Here is a 16019-nt window from a genome sequence, read left to right on the forward strand (position 1 = left end):
CATGCCCCAGAGCTGCCGCAGTTTACATCATTCATAATTATTCATTCAAAATATCTTTGCCGATACAATCCGGGCCACATGTCGACAAACACCCTCACTCCCCGCGCTCTCTACGAACAGGTTGCAGAGAAGCTGCGCCTGCGCATCTTCGAGCACGAGCTGGCGCCCGGTGACTGGATCGACGAACTGAAGATTGCCGAGGAATACGGCATCAGCCGCACCCCGCTGCGCGAGGCCCTGAAGGTGCTGGCCGCCGAGGGCCTGGTCACCATGAAGGTGCGCCGTGGCGCCTATGTGACCGAGGTGTCGTCCAAGGACATTGCCGATGTCTATCACCTGCTGAGCCTGCTGGAATCCGATGCCGTTCAGGTGGTGGCCGAATCGGGCAGCGACGAAGAGCTTGCGGCCCTGCAGCAGACCCACGAGGAACTCAAGGCGCAGACGCGCGATGCAGACCGCTTCTTCGAACTCAACGAGAGCTTTCACATGCAGCTGCTGCAGATTGCCGACAACCGCTGGCGCAACCAGCTGGTGGCCGACCTGCGCAAGGTGATGAAGCTCAACCGCCACAAGTCGCTGTTCAAGCAGGGCCGCATCGAGGATTCGCTGGCCGAGCACGAGACCGTCATGCAGGCCCTGCTGCGCCGCGATGGCGCTGCAGCGGCCCAGGCCATGCGTCAGCATTTTCAGAACGGCCTGGCTGCGGCGTCCTGAAGCCTGCCGTTCGGCGCTCTTGCACAGCCGGCACCATCTGGCGCGGCCATGACGCGCAGGCGGCCGCTCCGTCTGGAATCGGGCCCGATGTGCAACGGTGGCGACGTAGGCAGACATGCGGCTCCTGGTTGATTTCAGAGTGGACACACGAAAACGCTGCAGTGCAGCATAAACGCGTGCGCCGCACCCTCTCATGTCCGATGCTGACGCCAGGGCCTGCGGAAAGCCCCGGCTATCATCAGCGGCTACATCCACTTCGGCCCGCACCCTCCTCGCATGAGCATCCAAGACCCAGCCCGCGCCCCTTCCCTGGCCATGAGCCTGCCAGCCGATGCCAGCATGGCCACGGCCTCCACCCTGGTGGAAATGCTGGCCCTGCGCGTGCAGCAGACGCCCGCAGGCGAGGCCTACCGGGCCTATGACGAGGATGCGCGCAGCTGGAAGACGCTGAACTGGGCACAGGCCGGCGAGCGCGTGGCCCTCTGGGCGCAGGCGCTGGCCGCGCAGGAGCTGCCGGCAGGATCGCGCATCGCCATCCTGCTGCCCAACGGTCTGGACGCCATGTCCATCGACCTGGCCAGCCTGCGCTGCGGCCATGTGCCCGTGCCGCTGCACGCCATAGACAACGCGGGCAGCATTGCCTACATCCTGGCCAACGCCCAGGTGTCCATGCTGTTCGTGGCACAGCAATCCACTTGGGACAAGATCTGCGCCACGGGCCAGGCCCTGCCTGCGCTGCGCAAGGTGGTCGTGGCGTCGGCCAAGCCGGCTTCCCGGGCCGCAGAGCCTGAAACCGAAGGCGATGCCGCCGCACTGGAGGCCCTGCGCCAGATCCCCGTGCAGCCGCTGGCCCAATGGCTGGCTGAAGGCGGCGCAGTCCCCCTGCCCCCGCCTCCCTCTGCCGAGGACCTGGCTGCCGTGGTCTACACCTCGGGCACCACGGGCAAGCCCAAGGGCGTGATGCTCACGCACCGCAACGTGGTCTCCAACGTGCAGGCGGTGATGCAGCGGCTGCAGCCGCGCAGCGATGATGTTTTCCTCTCCTTCCTGCCGCTGTCGCACACCTTCGAGCGCACGGCTGGCTACTACCTGGCGCTGGCCGTGGGCGCCTGCGTGGCCTATGCACGCTCCGTGGCCCAGCTGGCCGAGGATCTCAAGACCCAGCGCCCCACGGTGTTGGTGTCCGTGCCGCGCATCTACGAGCGCGTGCACGCCAAGGTCATGGAGACGCTGGCCCGTGCACCGCTCAAGGCCCAGCTGTTCGAGCTGGCCCAGGCCAGGGGCTGGCAGCGATTTTGTGAAACACAAGGCATTGCCGATGCGCAAGCGCCCCAGCCCGAAGTGCCGGGCTGGATGCAATGGCTGCCCTGGCCGGTGCTCAACCACCTGGTGGCCAAGCCGCTGCTGGCCCAGTTCGGTGGCCGCGTGCGCGTGGCCGTCAGTGGCGGCGCGCCGCTGTCGCCGACGATTGCGCGCTGTTTTCTGGGCTTGGGCCTGCCGCTGATCCAGGGCTACGGAATGACCGAGACCTCGCCCGTGGTCTGCGCCAACACGCTGGAGGACAACCACCCCGCCACCGTGGGCCACGCCTTGCCCGGCGTGGAGGTGCGGATTGGCGAGAACCGGGAACTGCAGGTGCGTGGCCCCTGCGTGATGCGCGGCTATTGGGAGCGCCCCGAAGACACCGCCAAGACTTTCACAGACGACGGCTGGCTGCGCACGGGCGACCAGGCGGTGATCGAGGACGGGCGCGTGCGCATACAGGGACGCATCAAGGAAATCATCGTCACCTCCACCGGCGAGAAGATTCCACCGGCCGACCTGGAGCTGGCCATTACCGGCGACCCGTTCTTCACCCAGGTCTTTGTCGTGGGCGAAGACCGCCCCTTCATCGCCGCCGTGGCCGTGATCGAACGCGGCGAATGGCAGGCCATGGCCCAGCGCCTGGGCCTGGATCCCGAAGACCCCAAGAGCCTGAACCACTCCGCCGCCGAACGCGAGGCACTGGCACGCATCGAAAAGCAGGTGGCCAGCTTTGCCCGCTATGCCGTGCCACGCGCCGTGCATCTGGAGCTGGAGCCCTGGACCATAGAAAACGGGCTGATGACGCCTACTCTCAAGCTCAAGCGCAACAACCTCATGACGCGGTTCGAGTCGCAGATCGCCGCCATGTACAGCAAGCCTGCCGAGCGCTGGCAAGGCCGCAACAGCGCGGGTTGACCCCCTGTTCCTGACAAGCAGCCGCTGCTCAAAACGGCGGCTTTTTCTATTTTTGATATGGATTTGATTTATGTAAGTTACATTGAATTGATCAAAAAGAAAGGAAGAGCGCACTGCGCACGCTCTTCCCGGGTCTGCGTCAAGCAGCTGCCAGTGTCAGGCCGGGGCTCGCCATGCCGATCTCCTTCGCCGAGCTGATCTGGAACGTGGCCACCGCCTGTGCCAGCACCCGCGCCTGCCGTTCCAGGCTGGCTGCAGCGGCTGCCGACTCTTCCACCAAGGCGGCATTCTGTTGCGTGACCTGGTCCATCTGGGAGACGGCCTGGGTGATCTGCCCCAGGCCACCGCTTTGCTCCACGCTGGAGGCGGAGATGGCCTCGATCAGTGACGCCACCTCGCTCACCTGGGCTTCAATGGCGTCCATGGCCTTGCCTGCTTCCCGGACCTGGTTGCCGCCTGTCCGCACCTTGTCGGTGGATGCCGTGATCAGTGCCTTGATCTCCCGCGCCGCTGCGGCGCTGCGCTGGGCCAGGGAGCGCACTTCCCCGGCCACCACAGCAAAGCCCCTGCCCTGCTCGCCTGCCCGCGCGGCCTCCACCGCTGCATTGAGCGCCAGGATATTGGTCTGGAAGGCAATGGAGTCGATCACGCCCGTGATCTCGGCAATCTTTCCGCTGCTGGCCGAGATTTCGTCCATGGTGCCGATGACCCTGGCGACCGCGCCGCCGCCCACGCCGGCCACCTCCTTGGCACGCACGGCCAGGGCGCTGGCCTGCCGCGCGTTCTCGGAACTCTGGCCCACGTTGCCGGCCAGCTGCTCCATCGACGCCGCCGTCTCCTGCAGGCTGGAGGCCTGGTGCTCAGTGCGGCTGCTCAAATCCTGGTTGCCGGCAGCGATCTGGCTGGACGCCGTGGTCACCGACTCCACCCCGCGCCGCACATCGCCAACGATGTTTGCCAGCGACTCGCGCATGGCGCTCATGGAGCGCAGCAGGTCGCCGACCTCGTCACGCCCAGTGGCCTGGATCTCGGACGCCAGGTCGCCCTGCTCGATATGCCGGGCCACTTCCACGGCCGACTTCAAGGGCACCGTGATGGAGCGCGTGACCATGTAGCCCAGGGCCACGGCCAGGATGACGGCCGCCGCCACAAAGCCGTAGATCAGCATCTGCGACCGTGCAAAAACCTCCCTGGAGTCCCCATAGACATCCTCCGACGTCTTGAGCTGCAGCTCGACCAGCTCGCCGATCTTGGCGCTGATGGGATCGATGCTGGCATACAGCGCGCCGTCGAACTCATCCAGGCTGCCGGCCTTCTTGCCGTCCAGCTGCTTGAGGCGCTGCAGCAGTTTGTCGATGCTCTGGTTGGCCGGCGCGAACAGCGCCTGGGCCTGCTTGGCCAGCACGGCCTCCTGCGCTGTGAGCTGGGTGGACGAGTAGCTGCGCCAGGCGGCCTCAATCGCGGGCAGCGTGCCCGAGATGCTGGCCGATGCCTCCTGCGCCGTGATCAGGCCCGCATTGGCTTTATTGACCGTGTCTATGACGTTGACGGCATAGGCATCCGCAATCTGCTTGAGCTGCTTGAGTGGAACCACACGGTCCTGGTACAGGGTCTCCGTGCCCGAAAATACATGGCCCAGCGCCCTTGCGCCGACGCCCCCTACGGCCATCAGACAGACCAGCAGGACAAGAAAGACGGCTGTAAGCCGGGTACCGATACGCACATCGCTGAGTTTTTTCATCGCAGAACCTCTGGCCCAGTGCTGCCTTCGGTATAGGCCATCGCTATCGCATCCAGGCAGTCACATTAGCTGCCTTATCGGTAGCGGTGGCCGATTTCTTGAGAGACAAAACTCAATAAGTTCCGCGAGATGTGTAAAGACACCCCCCACAGTGCGAATGCCCCGCCCCTGCCCTCAACCCCGTTGCCAGGCCAACCCATCCAAGGCACGGCCAATCCATTCATGTAAGTTACATTGATATCATCAAAAAAATGGCCCGTGAAAGCACGAGCCATTTCCATCAGACGTAGACGTCAACCACGCCACCCAGTCCGGGCGCCTTGTTGCTCTTTGGCTGGGACGGCGACTTGGCTTCGGCCGCCTGCTGCTGCTCGCGCTGCTTGTCGATCTGGGCCTGCTGCCTGGCGCGCATGAGCGCCTCGATCTGGCTTTGCACCATCATGATCTGCGACTGCAGCAGCTTGGCCTTCGTCTGCTTGGCCTTGGCGTCGATGTTCTCGGAAGACACTTCCTTGAGCGCCTGCTGCAGCTCCTTGAGCTTGCGCTGCAACGCAACGATGTCATTGCCGCCGGAGGAGGAAGCGGCTCCCGAGGCGGAAGCCGATGTGGAGGATGAGACTTGCATGCCCCGTACATCGACCACCGGCGCACGAACTGAAGGCCAAAAACACCGCTGCCCCGCCAGTAGTCACCCCAGCCAATGCCGCAGCGCTCCCGCCGATGCAATGCCGATCAGCACCGTCGGCAGAATGGGCAGCCGGCTCGCGGCCACCATCGTCACCACCAGGGCCAGCAGATCGGCCGGCCGCTCGGACACAAACGCCGGGGCAATCACCGAGATAAGCACGCAGCCCGGCAGGCTTTCCATCACGTACTGCATTCGCGGGCTCAGCGTGCGCCCGCGCAGCAGCAGGTAGCCGATCACTCGCGTGAAATACGTGCTGCACGCCATGAGCACCAGCGTCAGCAAGGTTGTGGCTTCCATCGCTCAGCTCCTGGGCGCCAGCAAGGCCGCGCAGACCAGGCCCGAAACGGCGCCGGCCGCCACATACCAGGCGCCAGGCACCAGCTTGTAGACCAGGGCAGCCGTCAGCAGGCTCACCAGCCAGGGCCGGCAAGGTCTGACGCCCTTCCACATGCCGCGCAGCAGCACCAGAAACACGGCGGTGAACGCCATGTCGAAGCCGTACTGCTCCAGGTCACCAATACGCGGTCCCAGAAAGGCACCGGCCGCCGTGCACGACACCCAGGCCATGTACAGGCCTGCCGACACGCCCATGTAGTAAGGCAGGCTCACACGCCGGGCAGCACTGCGCTGGGCGTCTGCCAGGGCCAGCGCCCAGCTTTCGTCGCACATGAAGAACAGGGCCGGCAGCGCACGGCGCCTGGGCAGATGGCGCAGATACGGCGCCAGCGCCGCACCCATCAGGATGTGCCGGCAATTGACCAGGAAGGACATGGCGACGATCAGCAGCACATGCGGCGGCGAAGTCCACAGCCGTATGGCCGTGAACTCCGAGCCGCCGCCGAAGTTCATCCCGGTCATGAGAGGAACCTCCAGCGGTGCCAGCCCCTTTTGCACGGCCTGGGCGCCCAGCACCAGGGCAAAGGGCACGAAGCCCAGCATCACGGGAATCGCATCCCTGAAGCCGCGAAAGGCCTCGGAACTGCGGGAGACGGAATCTGCCGAAACGGCAGCGGGGGAAAGTGGAATGGATGAAGACATGGAGAGCGGCGATTGTCGGCCTGTGCCGCTGGAATTTGCTGCCGATTCATGCTTTCACCAGCCATTTCACAGATTTTTATGCCGATTTATTCGATTAACTTGAAATTATCTGCTGCACAAGCGCCGCTCAACCCATTTCCATGGCTGGCGGCGCTCCTCGGACGGCCGCGCCTGCCCTCCTGACATTTCACGAAACCCAACAGCCATTGGCTCCCGCCATGCTGCAGTGCGTCGCAAACGGCTGTGCCGGCCAGGGCGGCGGCGGGACCATGAAGCCCTCATCACTTCGCTTCACCTGAAAGGTTCCCCATGCGCACTTCCGACTTCACCCGCTTCATCGCCCTGGCCGCCCTCAGCCTGGGCCTGGTCGGCACCGCCCTCGCCCAGGACGCCGCGCCCTCCTCCACCGCTGCCCCCACCGACCTCAGCCGCGCCCAGGTGCTGGCCGACCTGGAAATGTGGCACCGCGCTGGACTCACCTATGTCTCGGACCGCGAGATCGATGTCCGCTCCACCGAATACCAGCGCGGCCTGGAGCGCTACCAGCAACTGCGCGCCAGCCCCGCCTACCGGGAGGCCGTGGCAAGGCTGGAGAAGGGACATGCCGTGGCCCAGGACAAGTGAGCTTGAAGGCGGCCGGTGGCGGATCTGGGGAGCTGAAAGCCACCGGCGGGTCTGGATAACCCTGATCCCGTCCCCGGCACCCTCGCGTCACACGGTCAACCGGTGCTTCTGCAATAATTGCCGCAACAATCATTGCGCAGTCAATTATTTCACCCGCAGACACCATGACCCAGCCTCCCCTGCCCAACGGCCTGCAGCCCTCGGACTTCTACAGCCCAGGCAGCTACACGCCCTTCGAGAGCGTGGGGTTCCTCATGCGCAAGGTGCTCAGCTCCATCCTCCAGCAGGCCGATGCGCAGTTGGCCGAGCATGAGCTGACCTATGTGCAGTGGCTGCCGCTGTACAAGCTGCTGCTGTGCAGCGACGCCACGAATGCCGGCATGGCGCGTGACCTGGGGCTGGATCCGGCCTCCATCACGCGGGCGCTGGACCGGCTCGAATCCAAGGGCATGCTGCGGCGCGAGCGCTCCACGGTGGACCGGCGCGTGGTCAAGCTGGTGCTGACCGATGAAGGCCGCGCCATGGCGGCCAAGGTGCCGCAGGTGCTGTCCAGCGTGATGAATGCCCATATGGCCGGCTTCAGCCATGACGAGTCCCGCCAGCTGCTGGACATGCTGCGCCGCCTGCTGGCCAACGGCGATGCGATGCGCGCGCCGGAGGCTGCGCCGCCGGCCCCTGCGCCTGCCACGCCCGCGGCCTGACAGCGCCAGCCCCTTTTTCCGCCCCGGTTTCCGATTTCCTGATTCTTGACCCCCAACAGGCAGACCACCATGCCCAAATCCTTTGTTTCCGTGTCCGCCGCGCCCCGCCGCGTGGCCGCCGCAGCGGCCGCCCTGTGCGCCGCGCTGGCCCTGGCCGGTTGTGCTTCCCAGGGCCCGGCCCATGAGCCGCTGGCCCGGCTGGGCGCCGCCGACCTGGGTCTGACGGCCCAGCCCGAGACAGGCGCCAATACCAGCCTGCCCGCCGCCGATTGGTGGAAGTCCCTGGGCGATGCCCAGCTGGATGCGCTGATCGCCCAGGCGCTGCAGGGCAGCCCCAGCCTGGCCATGAGCCGCGCCCGCTTCGATAAGGCTGCCGCCCTGGCCACGGCCACCAGCACGGCCACCGATGTGCGCGGCACGCTCGGCGTCGACGCCACGCGCCAGCACTACAGCGCCAACGGCCTGGTGCCCGCACCCATTGCCGGCCATACCTACAACACCGGCAACCTGCAGGCCGGCCTGAGCTGGACACCGGATTTCTTTGGCCGCCATGCCGCCGACCTGCAGGCCGCCCTGGGCCAGGCCCGTGCCGCCCAGGCCGACAGCGCCGCCGCCGCCAACCAGCTCGCCGCCCAGGTGGCGCGCAGCTATGTGGCGCTGGCCCGGCTGATTGCCCAAAAGGATGTGGCTGGCCGCACGCTGACCCAGCGCCAGTCGCTGCTGGACCTGAGCCAGCAGCGCACGCGCGCCGGGCTGGACAGCCAGGTGGAGCTGACCCAGGCCCAGGCCGGCCTGCCCGATGCCGGCACCCAGATCGAAATGCTGGACGAGCAGATCACGCTGGCGCGCCGCACCATCGCCGTGCTCTGCGGGCAGGCGCCCGAGGCGCAGCTGCAGCTGTCGCCCCGTCTGGCCGCGCTGCAGATCCAGGCTGTGCCCGGCCAGTTGGGTGCCGACCTGCTGGGCCGCCGCCCCGATGTGGTGGCCGCGCGCTGGCGCGTGGAGTCCGCAACGCAGGGCATAGAGAGCGCGCGGGCAGATTTCTATCCCGATATCAATCTCACGGCCTTCATCGGCCTCAATGCCATCGGCCTGGACAACCTGTTCAAGGGCAGCTCGCGCCAGATGGGCATCACGCCCGCGCTGCGCCTGCCCCTGTTCGACGGCAAGCGCCTGCGCGCCCAGTTGCGCGGCACGCAGGCCGACCTGGACACCGCCATTGCCCAGTACAACGGCGTGGTGCTCGATGCGGTCAAGGAAGCGGGCGACGCCATCACTTCCGTGCAATCGCTGGTGCGCCAACAGCAGCTGCAGGCCGAGTCGCTGGAGAAGGCCGAACGCGCCTACGACTTTGCCGTGCAGCGCTACAAGGCCGGCCTGGCCAGCCAAGTGACGGTGCTGAACACCGAAACCCAGGTGATCACCCAGCGCCGCCTGGACGTGGACCTGCGCGCCCGCGCGCTGGACACGCGCGTGTCGCTGATGAAGGCGCTGGGCGGCGGCTGGACCGATGGCACGGCTGCCGTGCAGGTCAGCCAGCACTGAGATCGCAACCCGCACAGGAATCCACCGCACTCTTGACCCTCCACCGGGCAGACCGCCAGCCAGCGTGACAGACCGCCAGCTCCCTGCCCCGGCCGCACAACCACATTCACAGATAACAAAGCGCCGTACACCATGACCGACACCAACAAGCAAGCACCCAGCCCTGCCGCCGCACCGGCCGCAGCCTCGCCCGTGGCCAATCCGCAGGGCCGCCGCAAGGGCCTGACCCTCATCGCCGCCGCCGTTGCGGTGGCCGCCGTCGCCTGGGGCGGCTGGCACTGGATGGTGGCCCGCAACTACCAGACCACGGACAACGCCTATGTGGCAGGCAACGTGGTCCAGATCACGCCGCAGATCGGCGGCACGGTGATCAGCATCGGCGCCGACGACACCGACTACGTCAAGCCCGGCCAGCTGCTGGTGCAACTGGACTCGGCCGATGCCCTGGTCGCCCTGTCCCAGGCCGAGTCGCAACTGGCCCAGACCGTGCGCCAGGTGCGCACCTTGTATGCCAACAACGCGCCCCTGGTGGCCCAGGTGGCACAGCGCGAGGCCGACCTGGCCCGTCTGCAGGCAGATGCCGCCCGCGCCCGCGAGGACGTGGACCGCCGCCGCCCGCTGCTGGCCACGGGCGCCGTGGGCAAGGAAGAGTTCGACCACGCCCAGTCCCTGGCCCGCACGGCAGGCAATGCCGCCTCTGCAGCAGAAGCCGCCGTGCGCGCCGCCAAGGCGCAGCTGACCGCTGCCGAAGCCCAGACCAAGGGCAGCAGCGCCGAAGAGCACCCCAGCGTGATCGCCGCTTCCGCCAAGGTGCGCGAGGCCTATCTGGCACTGCAGCGCACGCGCCTGGTCTCTCCCGTGGAAGGCTATGTGGCCAAGCGCGGCGTGCAACTGGGCCAGCGCGTGGCCTCGGGCGCGCCGCTGATGACGGTGGTGGGCCTGCACAACCTCTGGGTGGATGCCAATTTCAAGGAAAGCCAGCTGGCCCAGCTGCGCATAGGCCAGAAGACCGAGCTGACGGCCGATGTGTACGGCGACAAGATCAGCTACCACGGCACCGTGGTGGGCATGGGCGCAGGAACCGGCGCGGCCTTCTCGCTGCTGCCCGCGCAAAACGCCACCGGCAACTGGATCAAGGTGGTGCAGCGCGTGCCCGTGCGCATTGCGCTGTCGCCGGAAGACCTGGCCCAGCACCCGCTGCGCGTGGGCCTGTCGATGGAGGCCAAGGTGGACGTGCGCGACCAGCAGGGCGAAGTCCTGGCAACCGCCACGCGCAATGCCCCCGTGGCCCAGACCTCCATCTACGACATGGCATTGCCCCAGGCGGAGGAACGCATCGCCCACATCGTGGCAGGCCAGAACGTGGCGCCGCTCAAGCAATTGCCCGAGCTGCCGCCCGTCGCCATGGCCGATGCGCAAGACAGGGCACAGGGCAAGGCGCCAGCCGCAGTGGCCTCCGCGCCGGTTGACGCGCAGGCCACGCAGTCCAAGTAAGCAGGCATCGCTTCCCCGCCTTCCCAGAACCTACGCGGACTGCCTATGACTTCCTCTACCACCGCCGTGCCGGAGCCGGCGCAGCCGGGTGGGCCGACCGTGCCGCCTGCCGCGCCACCCTCGGCACCGCCTGCCATGCCCGCACGGCCCGCACCGCTCAAGGGCGCCCAGCTGGCCCTGGGCACGCTGGCCCTGTCGCTGGCCACCTTCATGAACGTGCTGGACTCGTCCATCGCCAACGTCGCCATTCCGGCGATCTCGGGCGACGTGGGCGTCAGCCCCAGCCAGGGCACATGGGTGATCACCAGCTTTGGCGTGGCCAACGCCATCTCGGTGCCGCTCACGGGCTGGCTCACGCAGCGCTTCGGCGCCGTGCGCTTGTTCACCATGAGCGTGCTGCTGTTCGTGCTGACGTCCTGGCTGTGCGGCTTTGCCTCGTCGCTGGAGATGCTGGTGCTGTTCCGCGTGCTCCAGGGGCTGGTCGCCGGGCCCATGATCCCGCTGTCGCAGACACTGCTGCTGTCCAGCTACCCGCCGGCCAAGGCCGGGGTGGCGCTGGCGCTGTGGGGGATGACCACCCTGGTGGCGCCCGTGGTCGGGCCGCTGCTGGGGGGCTGGATCACGGACAACATCTCCTGGCCCTGGATCTTCTACATCAACGTGCCCGTGGGCCTGCTGTCGGCCCTGATGACCTGGAGCATCTACCGCAGCCGCGAGACCCCCACGCGCAAGCTGCCCATCGACTCCGTGGGCCTGGCCCTGCTGGTGCTGTGGGTGGGCGCGCTGCAGCTGATGCTGGACAAAGGCAAGGAGCTGGACTGGTTCGCCTCGGGCGAGATCGTCACGCTGTGCGTGCTGGCCATCGTGAGCTTCGTGGTCTTCCTGGTCTGGGAGCTGACGGATGCGCACCCGGTGGTGGATCTGCGCCTGTTCATGCGCCGCAATTTCGCGGCGGGCTCGGTGGCGCTGTCGATTGCCTACGGCCTGTTCTTCGGTAACGTGGTGCTGCTGCCGCTGTGGCTGCAGCAGTGGATGGGCTATACCTCCACCACGGCCGGCATGGCGCTGGCGCCGGTGGGCATCTTCGCCATCATCCTGACGCCGCTGGTGGGCCGCAAGGTCACGCAGTGGGACCCGCGCAAGATGGCCACGGGCGCCTTCGTGGTGTTCGCCCTGGTGCTGTGGATGCGCTCGCGCTTCACGGTGGAGACGGACTTCATGCACATCTTGGTGCCCACGCTGATCCAGGGCGGGGCCATGGCGTTCTTCTTCATCCCGCTGACAACGATCACGCTGTCGGGCATCTCGCCGGACCGTATCCCGGCCGCCGCCGGCCTGAGCAACTTCGTGCGCATCACGGCGGGTGCCATGGGCACCTCCATCGCCACCACGCTCTGGGAAAACCGCGCCGCGCTGCACCATGCCCATCTGACCGAAGGGCTGATCCAGGGCCAGGGCGTGTTCGGCGTCACCCTGCAGGGGCTGCAGGCGGCAGGTCTGAGCCAGGCGCAGGCGCTGGCCCAGATCAACCGGCTCATCGACCAGCAGGCCTATACGCGGGCGGCGGACGACATCTTCCTGGCGTCGTCCGTGCTGTTCCTGGTGCTGATCGTGCTGATCTGGATGACCAGGCGCCCTGCGGGCCATGCCGGTGGTGCCGAGGCGGCCGGCGCCCATTGAGGCCCAGCTTGCGGCCATCACGACAAGGAGCTGCCTGCAGGGGCAGCTCCTTTTTTGTTTACATGACGACACGCAAGGCGCCTTGAATCGGGCCGCCAAGACCACCATCTCGACAGGGCTGCGCCACCGGTTCCATGATGGCGGCGGCCTGAACACCGACGGAGCACCGTGAAAACACCCCGCATCTTCCGCGCCCCGATTGCCGACTACGCCCAATCACCCCAGTCGGTGGGCGGGCGCTTTCGCAACGTCCATCCCCGCCCCGCCAACGCGCCCCAGCCCGACGCCAAGGTGATGTGGGACTTCTTCTTCAACAAGCCCAAGGACACCGAGCCTGCCGCGCCCCTGCCCGTGCAGCGGCTCACCCCGGCCGACCTGGCCGCCGCGCCCGAGCGCAGCCTGTACCGCCTGGGCCACTCCACGCTGCTGATGAAGCTGCGCGGCGGCTGGTGGATCACCGACCCGGTGTTTGCCGAGCGCGCCTCGCCCTTTTCCTTCATCGGCCCCAAGCGCTTTCATGCGCCGCCCATCGCCCTGCATGAACTGCCCGCGCTGCGCGGCGTGGTGCTCTCGCACGACCACTACGACCATCTGGACCGTGCCACCATCCGCGCCCTGGCGCGCCGGGTCGACTTCTTCCTGTGCACGCTGGGCGTGGGCGACCGGCTCATGGACTGGGGCGTGGCCCCCGAGAAGGTGCGCCAGTTCGACTGGTGGCAGGACGTGCAGGTGGACGGCCTGCGCTTCACGGCCACGCCGGCCCAGCATTTCTCGGGCCGGGGCCTGCGCGACGGCAACCGCACGCTGTGGGCGTCCTGGGTCATCGAGGACCTGGAAAGCGCCGACACGCTGCGCGTCTTCTTCAGCGGCGACGGCGGCTATTTCGACGGCTTTGCGGAAATCGGCCGGCGCTTCGGCCCCTTCGACCTCACGCTGATGGAAACCGGCGCCTACGACCCGCACTGGCCCTATGTCCACATGCACCCGGCCCAGACCGTGCAGGCCCACCGCGACCTGGGCGGACGCTGGCTGCTGCCCATTCACAACGGCACCTTCAGCCTGGCCATGCATGCCTGGTGGGACCCCTTCGAGCGCGTGCTGGCCCTGGGTGCCGAGCACGGCATTGCCGTGGCCACCCCCATGATGGGCGAGCGCGTGGACCTGGCCGCCCCCCACGCAGGTGAGCGCTGGTGGCGTGCCCTGGTATCCCCTGCCGTGCAGGACGCAGCCGCGTCAGCGCCACAGGCCCAGCCGCGATAAATCCGTTTTTGCTGCATTGCGTCATCGGCCTACGCGGGCCGGCATCCATCTGGATAAAGTGAACCCAGCTTCAGGAGTGCACATGGCAAATCGCAAAAATCCCCGGGCCGCCCTGGTCGCCCGCCAGGCCACCGACCTGGCCGTCGCCGCGCCCCAGGTCGTGGCCCATCGCCTCACCCGCATGGCCATGGCAGGCGCCAATCCCTCCGCGCGGGACCGGCGTGAATTCACACGCATGGTGTCCGAGAAACAGACAGCCTTCCAGCAATCCTGGGCGGCGATGGGCATGCAGTCCATGGTTGCCAGCCAGGCCTTGATGCAGGCCTGGATGCGCATGTGCTGGACCCCCTGGAGCACCGCCACCTGGAACGGCGGAGCCCTGGCATCGCAGGCCTCGCAATGGCAAAACGCCATGTGGGGCGTGGTGGGCAAGGGCCTGGCCCCCGTGCACCGCACGGCGGTGGCCAATGCCAAGCGCCTGGCGCGCGGCTGAGCGCGGCTGGGCGCGGCATGAGCACGGCCATGTGCGACTGATCGCTGCTCAACGCGGCTGATCCACCCATATCAAGCCCGCTCCATTCACCGGAGCGCGGCGGCGCGGCAGGGCCGATGCGGGGGCGAGGTTCGGGTATCCTCGCGGCCTTCGTTCCGTTTTGCTGCGCTGCCGCATTTCCAGGCATGGACTCCATGCAGAGACTGAAAACACGGCCGCGGCAGGCGGATTCCCCCTTTCTGCCATCGCTTTGCCAGTCTTCCCCGGAGTTCTCTGATGACACACAAGGCCCCGCCAACCGGCCAGGGCCTGCACGGTCAAGACGACCTGCAGCGCAATCTCACCAACCGCCATATCCAGCTCATCGCCATCGGCGGGGCCATAGGCACGGGCCTGTTCATGGGCTCGGGCAAGACCATCAGCCTGGCCGGCCCGTCCATCATCTTTGTCTACACCATCATCGGCGTGATGCTGTTCTTCGTGATGCGGGCCATGGGCGAGCTGCTGCTGTCCAACCTGCAGTACCGCTCCTTCATCGACTTCTCGTCCGACCTGCTCGGCCCCTGGGCCGGCTTCTTCACGGGCTGGACGTACTGGTTCTGCTGGATCGTCACGGGCATTGCCGATGTGATTGCCATATCGGCCTACTCGCAGTTCTGGTTCCCCGACCTGCCGCAGTGGGCACCGGCCATCGCCTGCGTGGGCCTGCTGCTGGGCCTGAACCTGCTGACGGTGAAGCTGTTCGGCGAGATCGAGTTCTGGTTCGCCATGATCAAGATCGTGGCCATCGTGGCCCTGGTGGGCACGGGGCTGTACATGGTGGGTGCCGCCTTCGTCTCGCCTGCGGGCCGCACGGCCAGCCTGTCAAATCTCTGGAATGACGGCGGCATGTTCCCCAACGGGATGATGGGCTTCTTCGCAGGCTTCCAGATCGCGGTGTTCGCCTTCGTGGGCATCGAGCTGGTGGGCACCACGGCGGCCGAGGCCAAGGACCCCGAGCGCACGCTGCCGCGCGCCATCAACTCCATTCCCGTACGCATCATCGTGTTCTACGTGCTGGCCCTGATCGCCATCATGGCCGTCACCCCCTGGCGCGACGTGGTGCCCGGCAAGAGCCCGTTCGTGGAGCTGTTCGTGCTCGCAGGCCTGCCGGCCGCCGCAGGCGTGATCAATTTCGTGGTGCTGACCTCGGCCGCCTCGTCGGCCAACAGCGGCGTGTTCTCCACCAGCCGCATGCTCTACGGCCTGGCGCTCAAGGGCGATGCGCCCCGGGCCTTCCACCGGCTGTCGCGCAGCAGCGTGCCCTCGCGCGGGCTGCTGTTTTCCTGCACCTGCCTGCTGGCCGGCGCGTTTCTGATGTGGGTGGTGCCCGATCTGGTGGAAGCCTTCACGCTGGTGACCACGGTATCGGCCATTCTGTTCATGTTCGTGTGGTCGCTGATCCTGCTGTCGTACATGGCCTACCGGCGCCAGCGCGCGGCCCTGCATGAGGCTTCGCGCTACAAGATGCCCGGCGGCGTAGCCATGTGCTGGGCCTGCCTGGTGTTCTTTGCCGCCATCCTGGGCCTGCTCACCCTGCAGGCCGACACGCGCCAGGCACTGGTGGTGACGCCGGCCTGGTTTGCCCTGCTGGCCATCGCCTACCAGTTCGTGCGCCGCCAGGCATCGCGCCAGTCGGCGGAGCGTTCCACCGCCCTTGCAGGCACGGCAGCCGAACCGCGCTGACCCTCTTCCGGCCGCCCCCCTGCGCATGGGGGCGGCCATTGCAGGGGGCCTTTGGCGCCCGCGCACCCTCTGCGGCCCCCCCTTCAGCGCCTCCCT

14 protein-coding genes are annotated in these 16019 nt (G+C 67.1%); 10 read left to right on the forward strand and 4 right to left on the reverse strand.

Features of this window, described 5'->3' with window-relative positions; genetic code table 11:
- Positions 1-78: 78 nt before the first annotated feature.
- Together DELCS14_RS15220 and DELCS14_RS15225 are read left to right on the forward strand one after the other, a co-directional pair.
- Positions 79-714, forward strand: a complete 636-nt coding sequence (locus DELCS14_RS15220) for a GntR family transcriptional regulator (RefSeq protein ID WP_012205578.1) — start codon at positions 79-81, stop codon at positions 712-714.
- A 276-nt stretch (positions 715-990) separates the two neighbouring features.
- Positions 991-2934: a long-chain fatty acid--CoA ligase gene (locus tag DELCS14_RS15225; protein WP_013802441.1), complete on the forward strand. Its 1944-nt coding sequence runs from the start codon at positions 991-993 to the stop codon at positions 2932-2934.
- A 139-nt stretch (positions 2935-3073) separates the two neighbouring features.
- Here the strand turns inward: DELCS14_RS15225 and DELCS14_RS15230 are convergent, their stop codons facing one another.
- From DELCS14_RS15230 to DELCS14_RS15245, 4 genes are all read right to left on the reverse strand, one after another.
- A complete protein-coding gene (locus tag DELCS14_RS15230) occupies positions 3074-4675 on the reverse strand; it encodes a methyl-accepting chemotaxis protein (protein ID WP_012205576.1) in 1602 nt (533 codons plus the stop codon).
- Positions 4676-4955: 280 nt separating this feature from the next.
- On the reverse strand, positions 4956-5300 hold the full coding sequence (locus tag DELCS14_RS15235) for a FlxA-like family protein (protein WP_012205575.1): 345 nt from the start codon (positions 5298-5300) through the stop codon (positions 4956-4958).
- A gap of 63 nt (positions 5301-5363) precedes the next feature.
- A complete protein-coding gene (locus DELCS14_RS15240) occupies positions 5364-5660 on the reverse strand; it encodes an AzlD family protein (protein WP_013802442.1) in 297 nt (98 codons plus the stop codon).
- A gap of 3 nt (positions 5661-5663) precedes the next feature.
- Positions 5664-6401 carry an AzlC family ABC transporter permease gene (locus DELCS14_RS15245; protein ID WP_013802443.1) on the reverse strand — a complete coding sequence of 246 codons (738 nt, stop codon included), beginning with the start codon at positions 6399-6401 and terminating at the stop codon, positions 5664-5666.
- 309 nt (positions 6402-6710) lie between these two features.
- Here DELCS14_RS15245 and DELCS14_RS15250 point away from each other — a divergent pair, with 309 nt between their 5' ends.
- The 8 genes from DELCS14_RS15250 (at position 6711) to cycA (ending at position 15923) form a co-directional block, all read left to right on the forward strand.
- Positions 6711-7025: a DUF4148 domain-containing protein gene (locus DELCS14_RS15250; protein ID WP_013802444.1), complete on the forward strand. Its 315-nt coding sequence runs from the start codon at positions 6711-6713 to the stop codon at positions 7023-7025.
- Positions 7026-7189: 164 nt separating this feature from the next.
- Complete coding sequence (locus DELCS14_RS15255) at positions 7190-7726, forward strand: MarR family winged helix-turn-helix transcriptional regulator (protein WP_013802445.1); 537 nt, start codon at positions 7190-7192, stop codon at positions 7724-7726.
- Positions 7727-7795: 69 nt separating this feature from the next.
- Complete coding sequence (locus DELCS14_RS15260) at positions 7796-9271, forward strand: efflux transporter outer membrane subunit (RefSeq protein WP_013802446.1); 1476 nt, start codon at positions 7796-7798, stop codon at positions 9269-9271.
- Positions 9272-9403: 132 nt separating this feature from the next.
- On the forward strand, positions 9404-10765 hold the full coding sequence (locus tag DELCS14_RS15265; protein ID WP_013802447.1) for an efflux RND transporter periplasmic adaptor subunit: 1362 nt from the start codon (positions 9404-9406) through the stop codon (positions 10763-10765).
- A 45-nt stretch (positions 10766-10810) separates the two neighbouring features.
- Positions 10811-12445 (forward strand): DHA2 family efflux MFS transporter permease subunit, encoded by a 1635-nt coding sequence (locus DELCS14_RS15270; protein ID WP_013802448.1) that lies wholly within the window; start codon positions 10811-10813, stop codon positions 12443-12445.
- Between the two features lie 168 nt (positions 12446-12613).
- Positions 12614-13705: an MBL fold metallo-hydrolase gene (locus DELCS14_RS15280; protein ID WP_013802449.1), complete on the forward strand. Its 1092-nt coding sequence runs from the start codon at positions 12614-12616 to the stop codon at positions 13703-13705.
- A gap of 82 nt (positions 13706-13787) precedes the next feature.
- Entirely contained in the window at positions 13788-14198 is a 411-nt protein-coding gene (locus DELCS14_RS15285; protein ID WP_013802450.1) for a polyhydroxyalkanoate granule-associated phasin, read from the forward strand.
- A gap of 276 nt (positions 14199-14474) precedes the next feature.
- Positions 14475-15923, forward strand: coding sequence for a D-serine/D-alanine/glycine transporter (cycA, locus tag DELCS14_RS15290; protein ID WP_013802451.1), 1449 nt, complete (start codon positions 14475-14477; stop codon positions 15921-15923).
- Positions 15924-16019: the final 96 nt, after the last annotated feature.

The sequence above is a fragment of the Delftia sp. Cs1-4 genome (assembly GCF_000214395.1).
In the GTDB taxonomy this organism is placed as follows: Bacteria; Pseudomonadota; Gammaproteobacteria; order Burkholderiales; family Burkholderiaceae_C; genus Comamonas; species Comamonas acidovorans.

Excerpts from the sequence above, each read along its gene's own strand:
- DELCS14_RS15220 (WP_012205578.1), top strand. The coding sequence starts at position 79 with ATGTCGACAAACACCCTCACTCCCCGCGCTCTCTACGAACAGGTTGCA.
- DELCS14_RS15225 (WP_013802441.1), top strand. The coding sequence starts at position 991 with ATGAGCATCCAAGACCCAGCCCGCGCCCCTTCCCTGGCCATGAGCCTG.
- DELCS14_RS15230 (WP_012205576.1), bottom strand. The coding sequence starts at position 4,675 with ATGAAAAAACTCAGCGATGTGCGTATCGGTACCCGGCTTACAGCCGTC.
- DELCS14_RS15235 (WP_012205575.1), bottom strand. The coding sequence starts at position 5,300 with ATGCAAGTCTCATCCTCCACATCGGCTTCCGCCTCGGGAGCCGCTTCC.
- DELCS14_RS15240 (WP_013802442.1), bottom strand. The coding sequence starts at position 5,660 with ATGGAAGCCACAACCTTGCTGACGCTGGTGCTCATGGCGTGCAGCACG.
- DELCS14_RS15245 (WP_013802443.1), bottom strand. The coding sequence starts at position 6,401 with ATGTCTTCATCCATTCCACTTTCCCCCGCTGCCGTTTCGGCAGATTCC.
- DELCS14_RS15250 (WP_013802444.1), top strand. The coding sequence starts at position 6,711 with ATGCGCACTTCCGACTTCACCCGCTTCATCGCCCTGGCCGCCCTCAGC.
- DELCS14_RS15255 (WP_013802445.1), top strand. The coding sequence starts at position 7,190 with ATGACCCAGCCTCCCCTGCCCAACGGCCTGCAGCCCTCGGACTTCTAC.
- DELCS14_RS15260 (WP_013802446.1), top strand. The coding sequence starts at position 7,796 with ATGCCCAAATCCTTTGTTTCCGTGTCCGCCGCGCCCCGCCGCGTGGCC.
- DELCS14_RS15265 (WP_013802447.1), top strand. The coding sequence starts at position 9,404 with ATGACCGACACCAACAAGCAAGCACCCAGCCCTGCCGCCGCACCGGCC.
- DELCS14_RS15270 (WP_013802448.1), top strand. The coding sequence starts at position 10,811 with ATGACTTCCTCTACCACCGCCGTGCCGGAGCCGGCGCAGCCGGGTGGG.
- DELCS14_RS15285 (WP_013802450.1), top strand. The coding sequence starts at position 13,788 with ATGGCAAATCGCAAAAATCCCCGGGCCGCCCTGGTCGCCCGCCAGGCC.
- cycA (WP_013802451.1), top strand. The coding sequence starts at position 14,475 with ATGACACACAAGGCCCCGCCAACCGGCCAGGGCCTGCACGGTCAAGAC.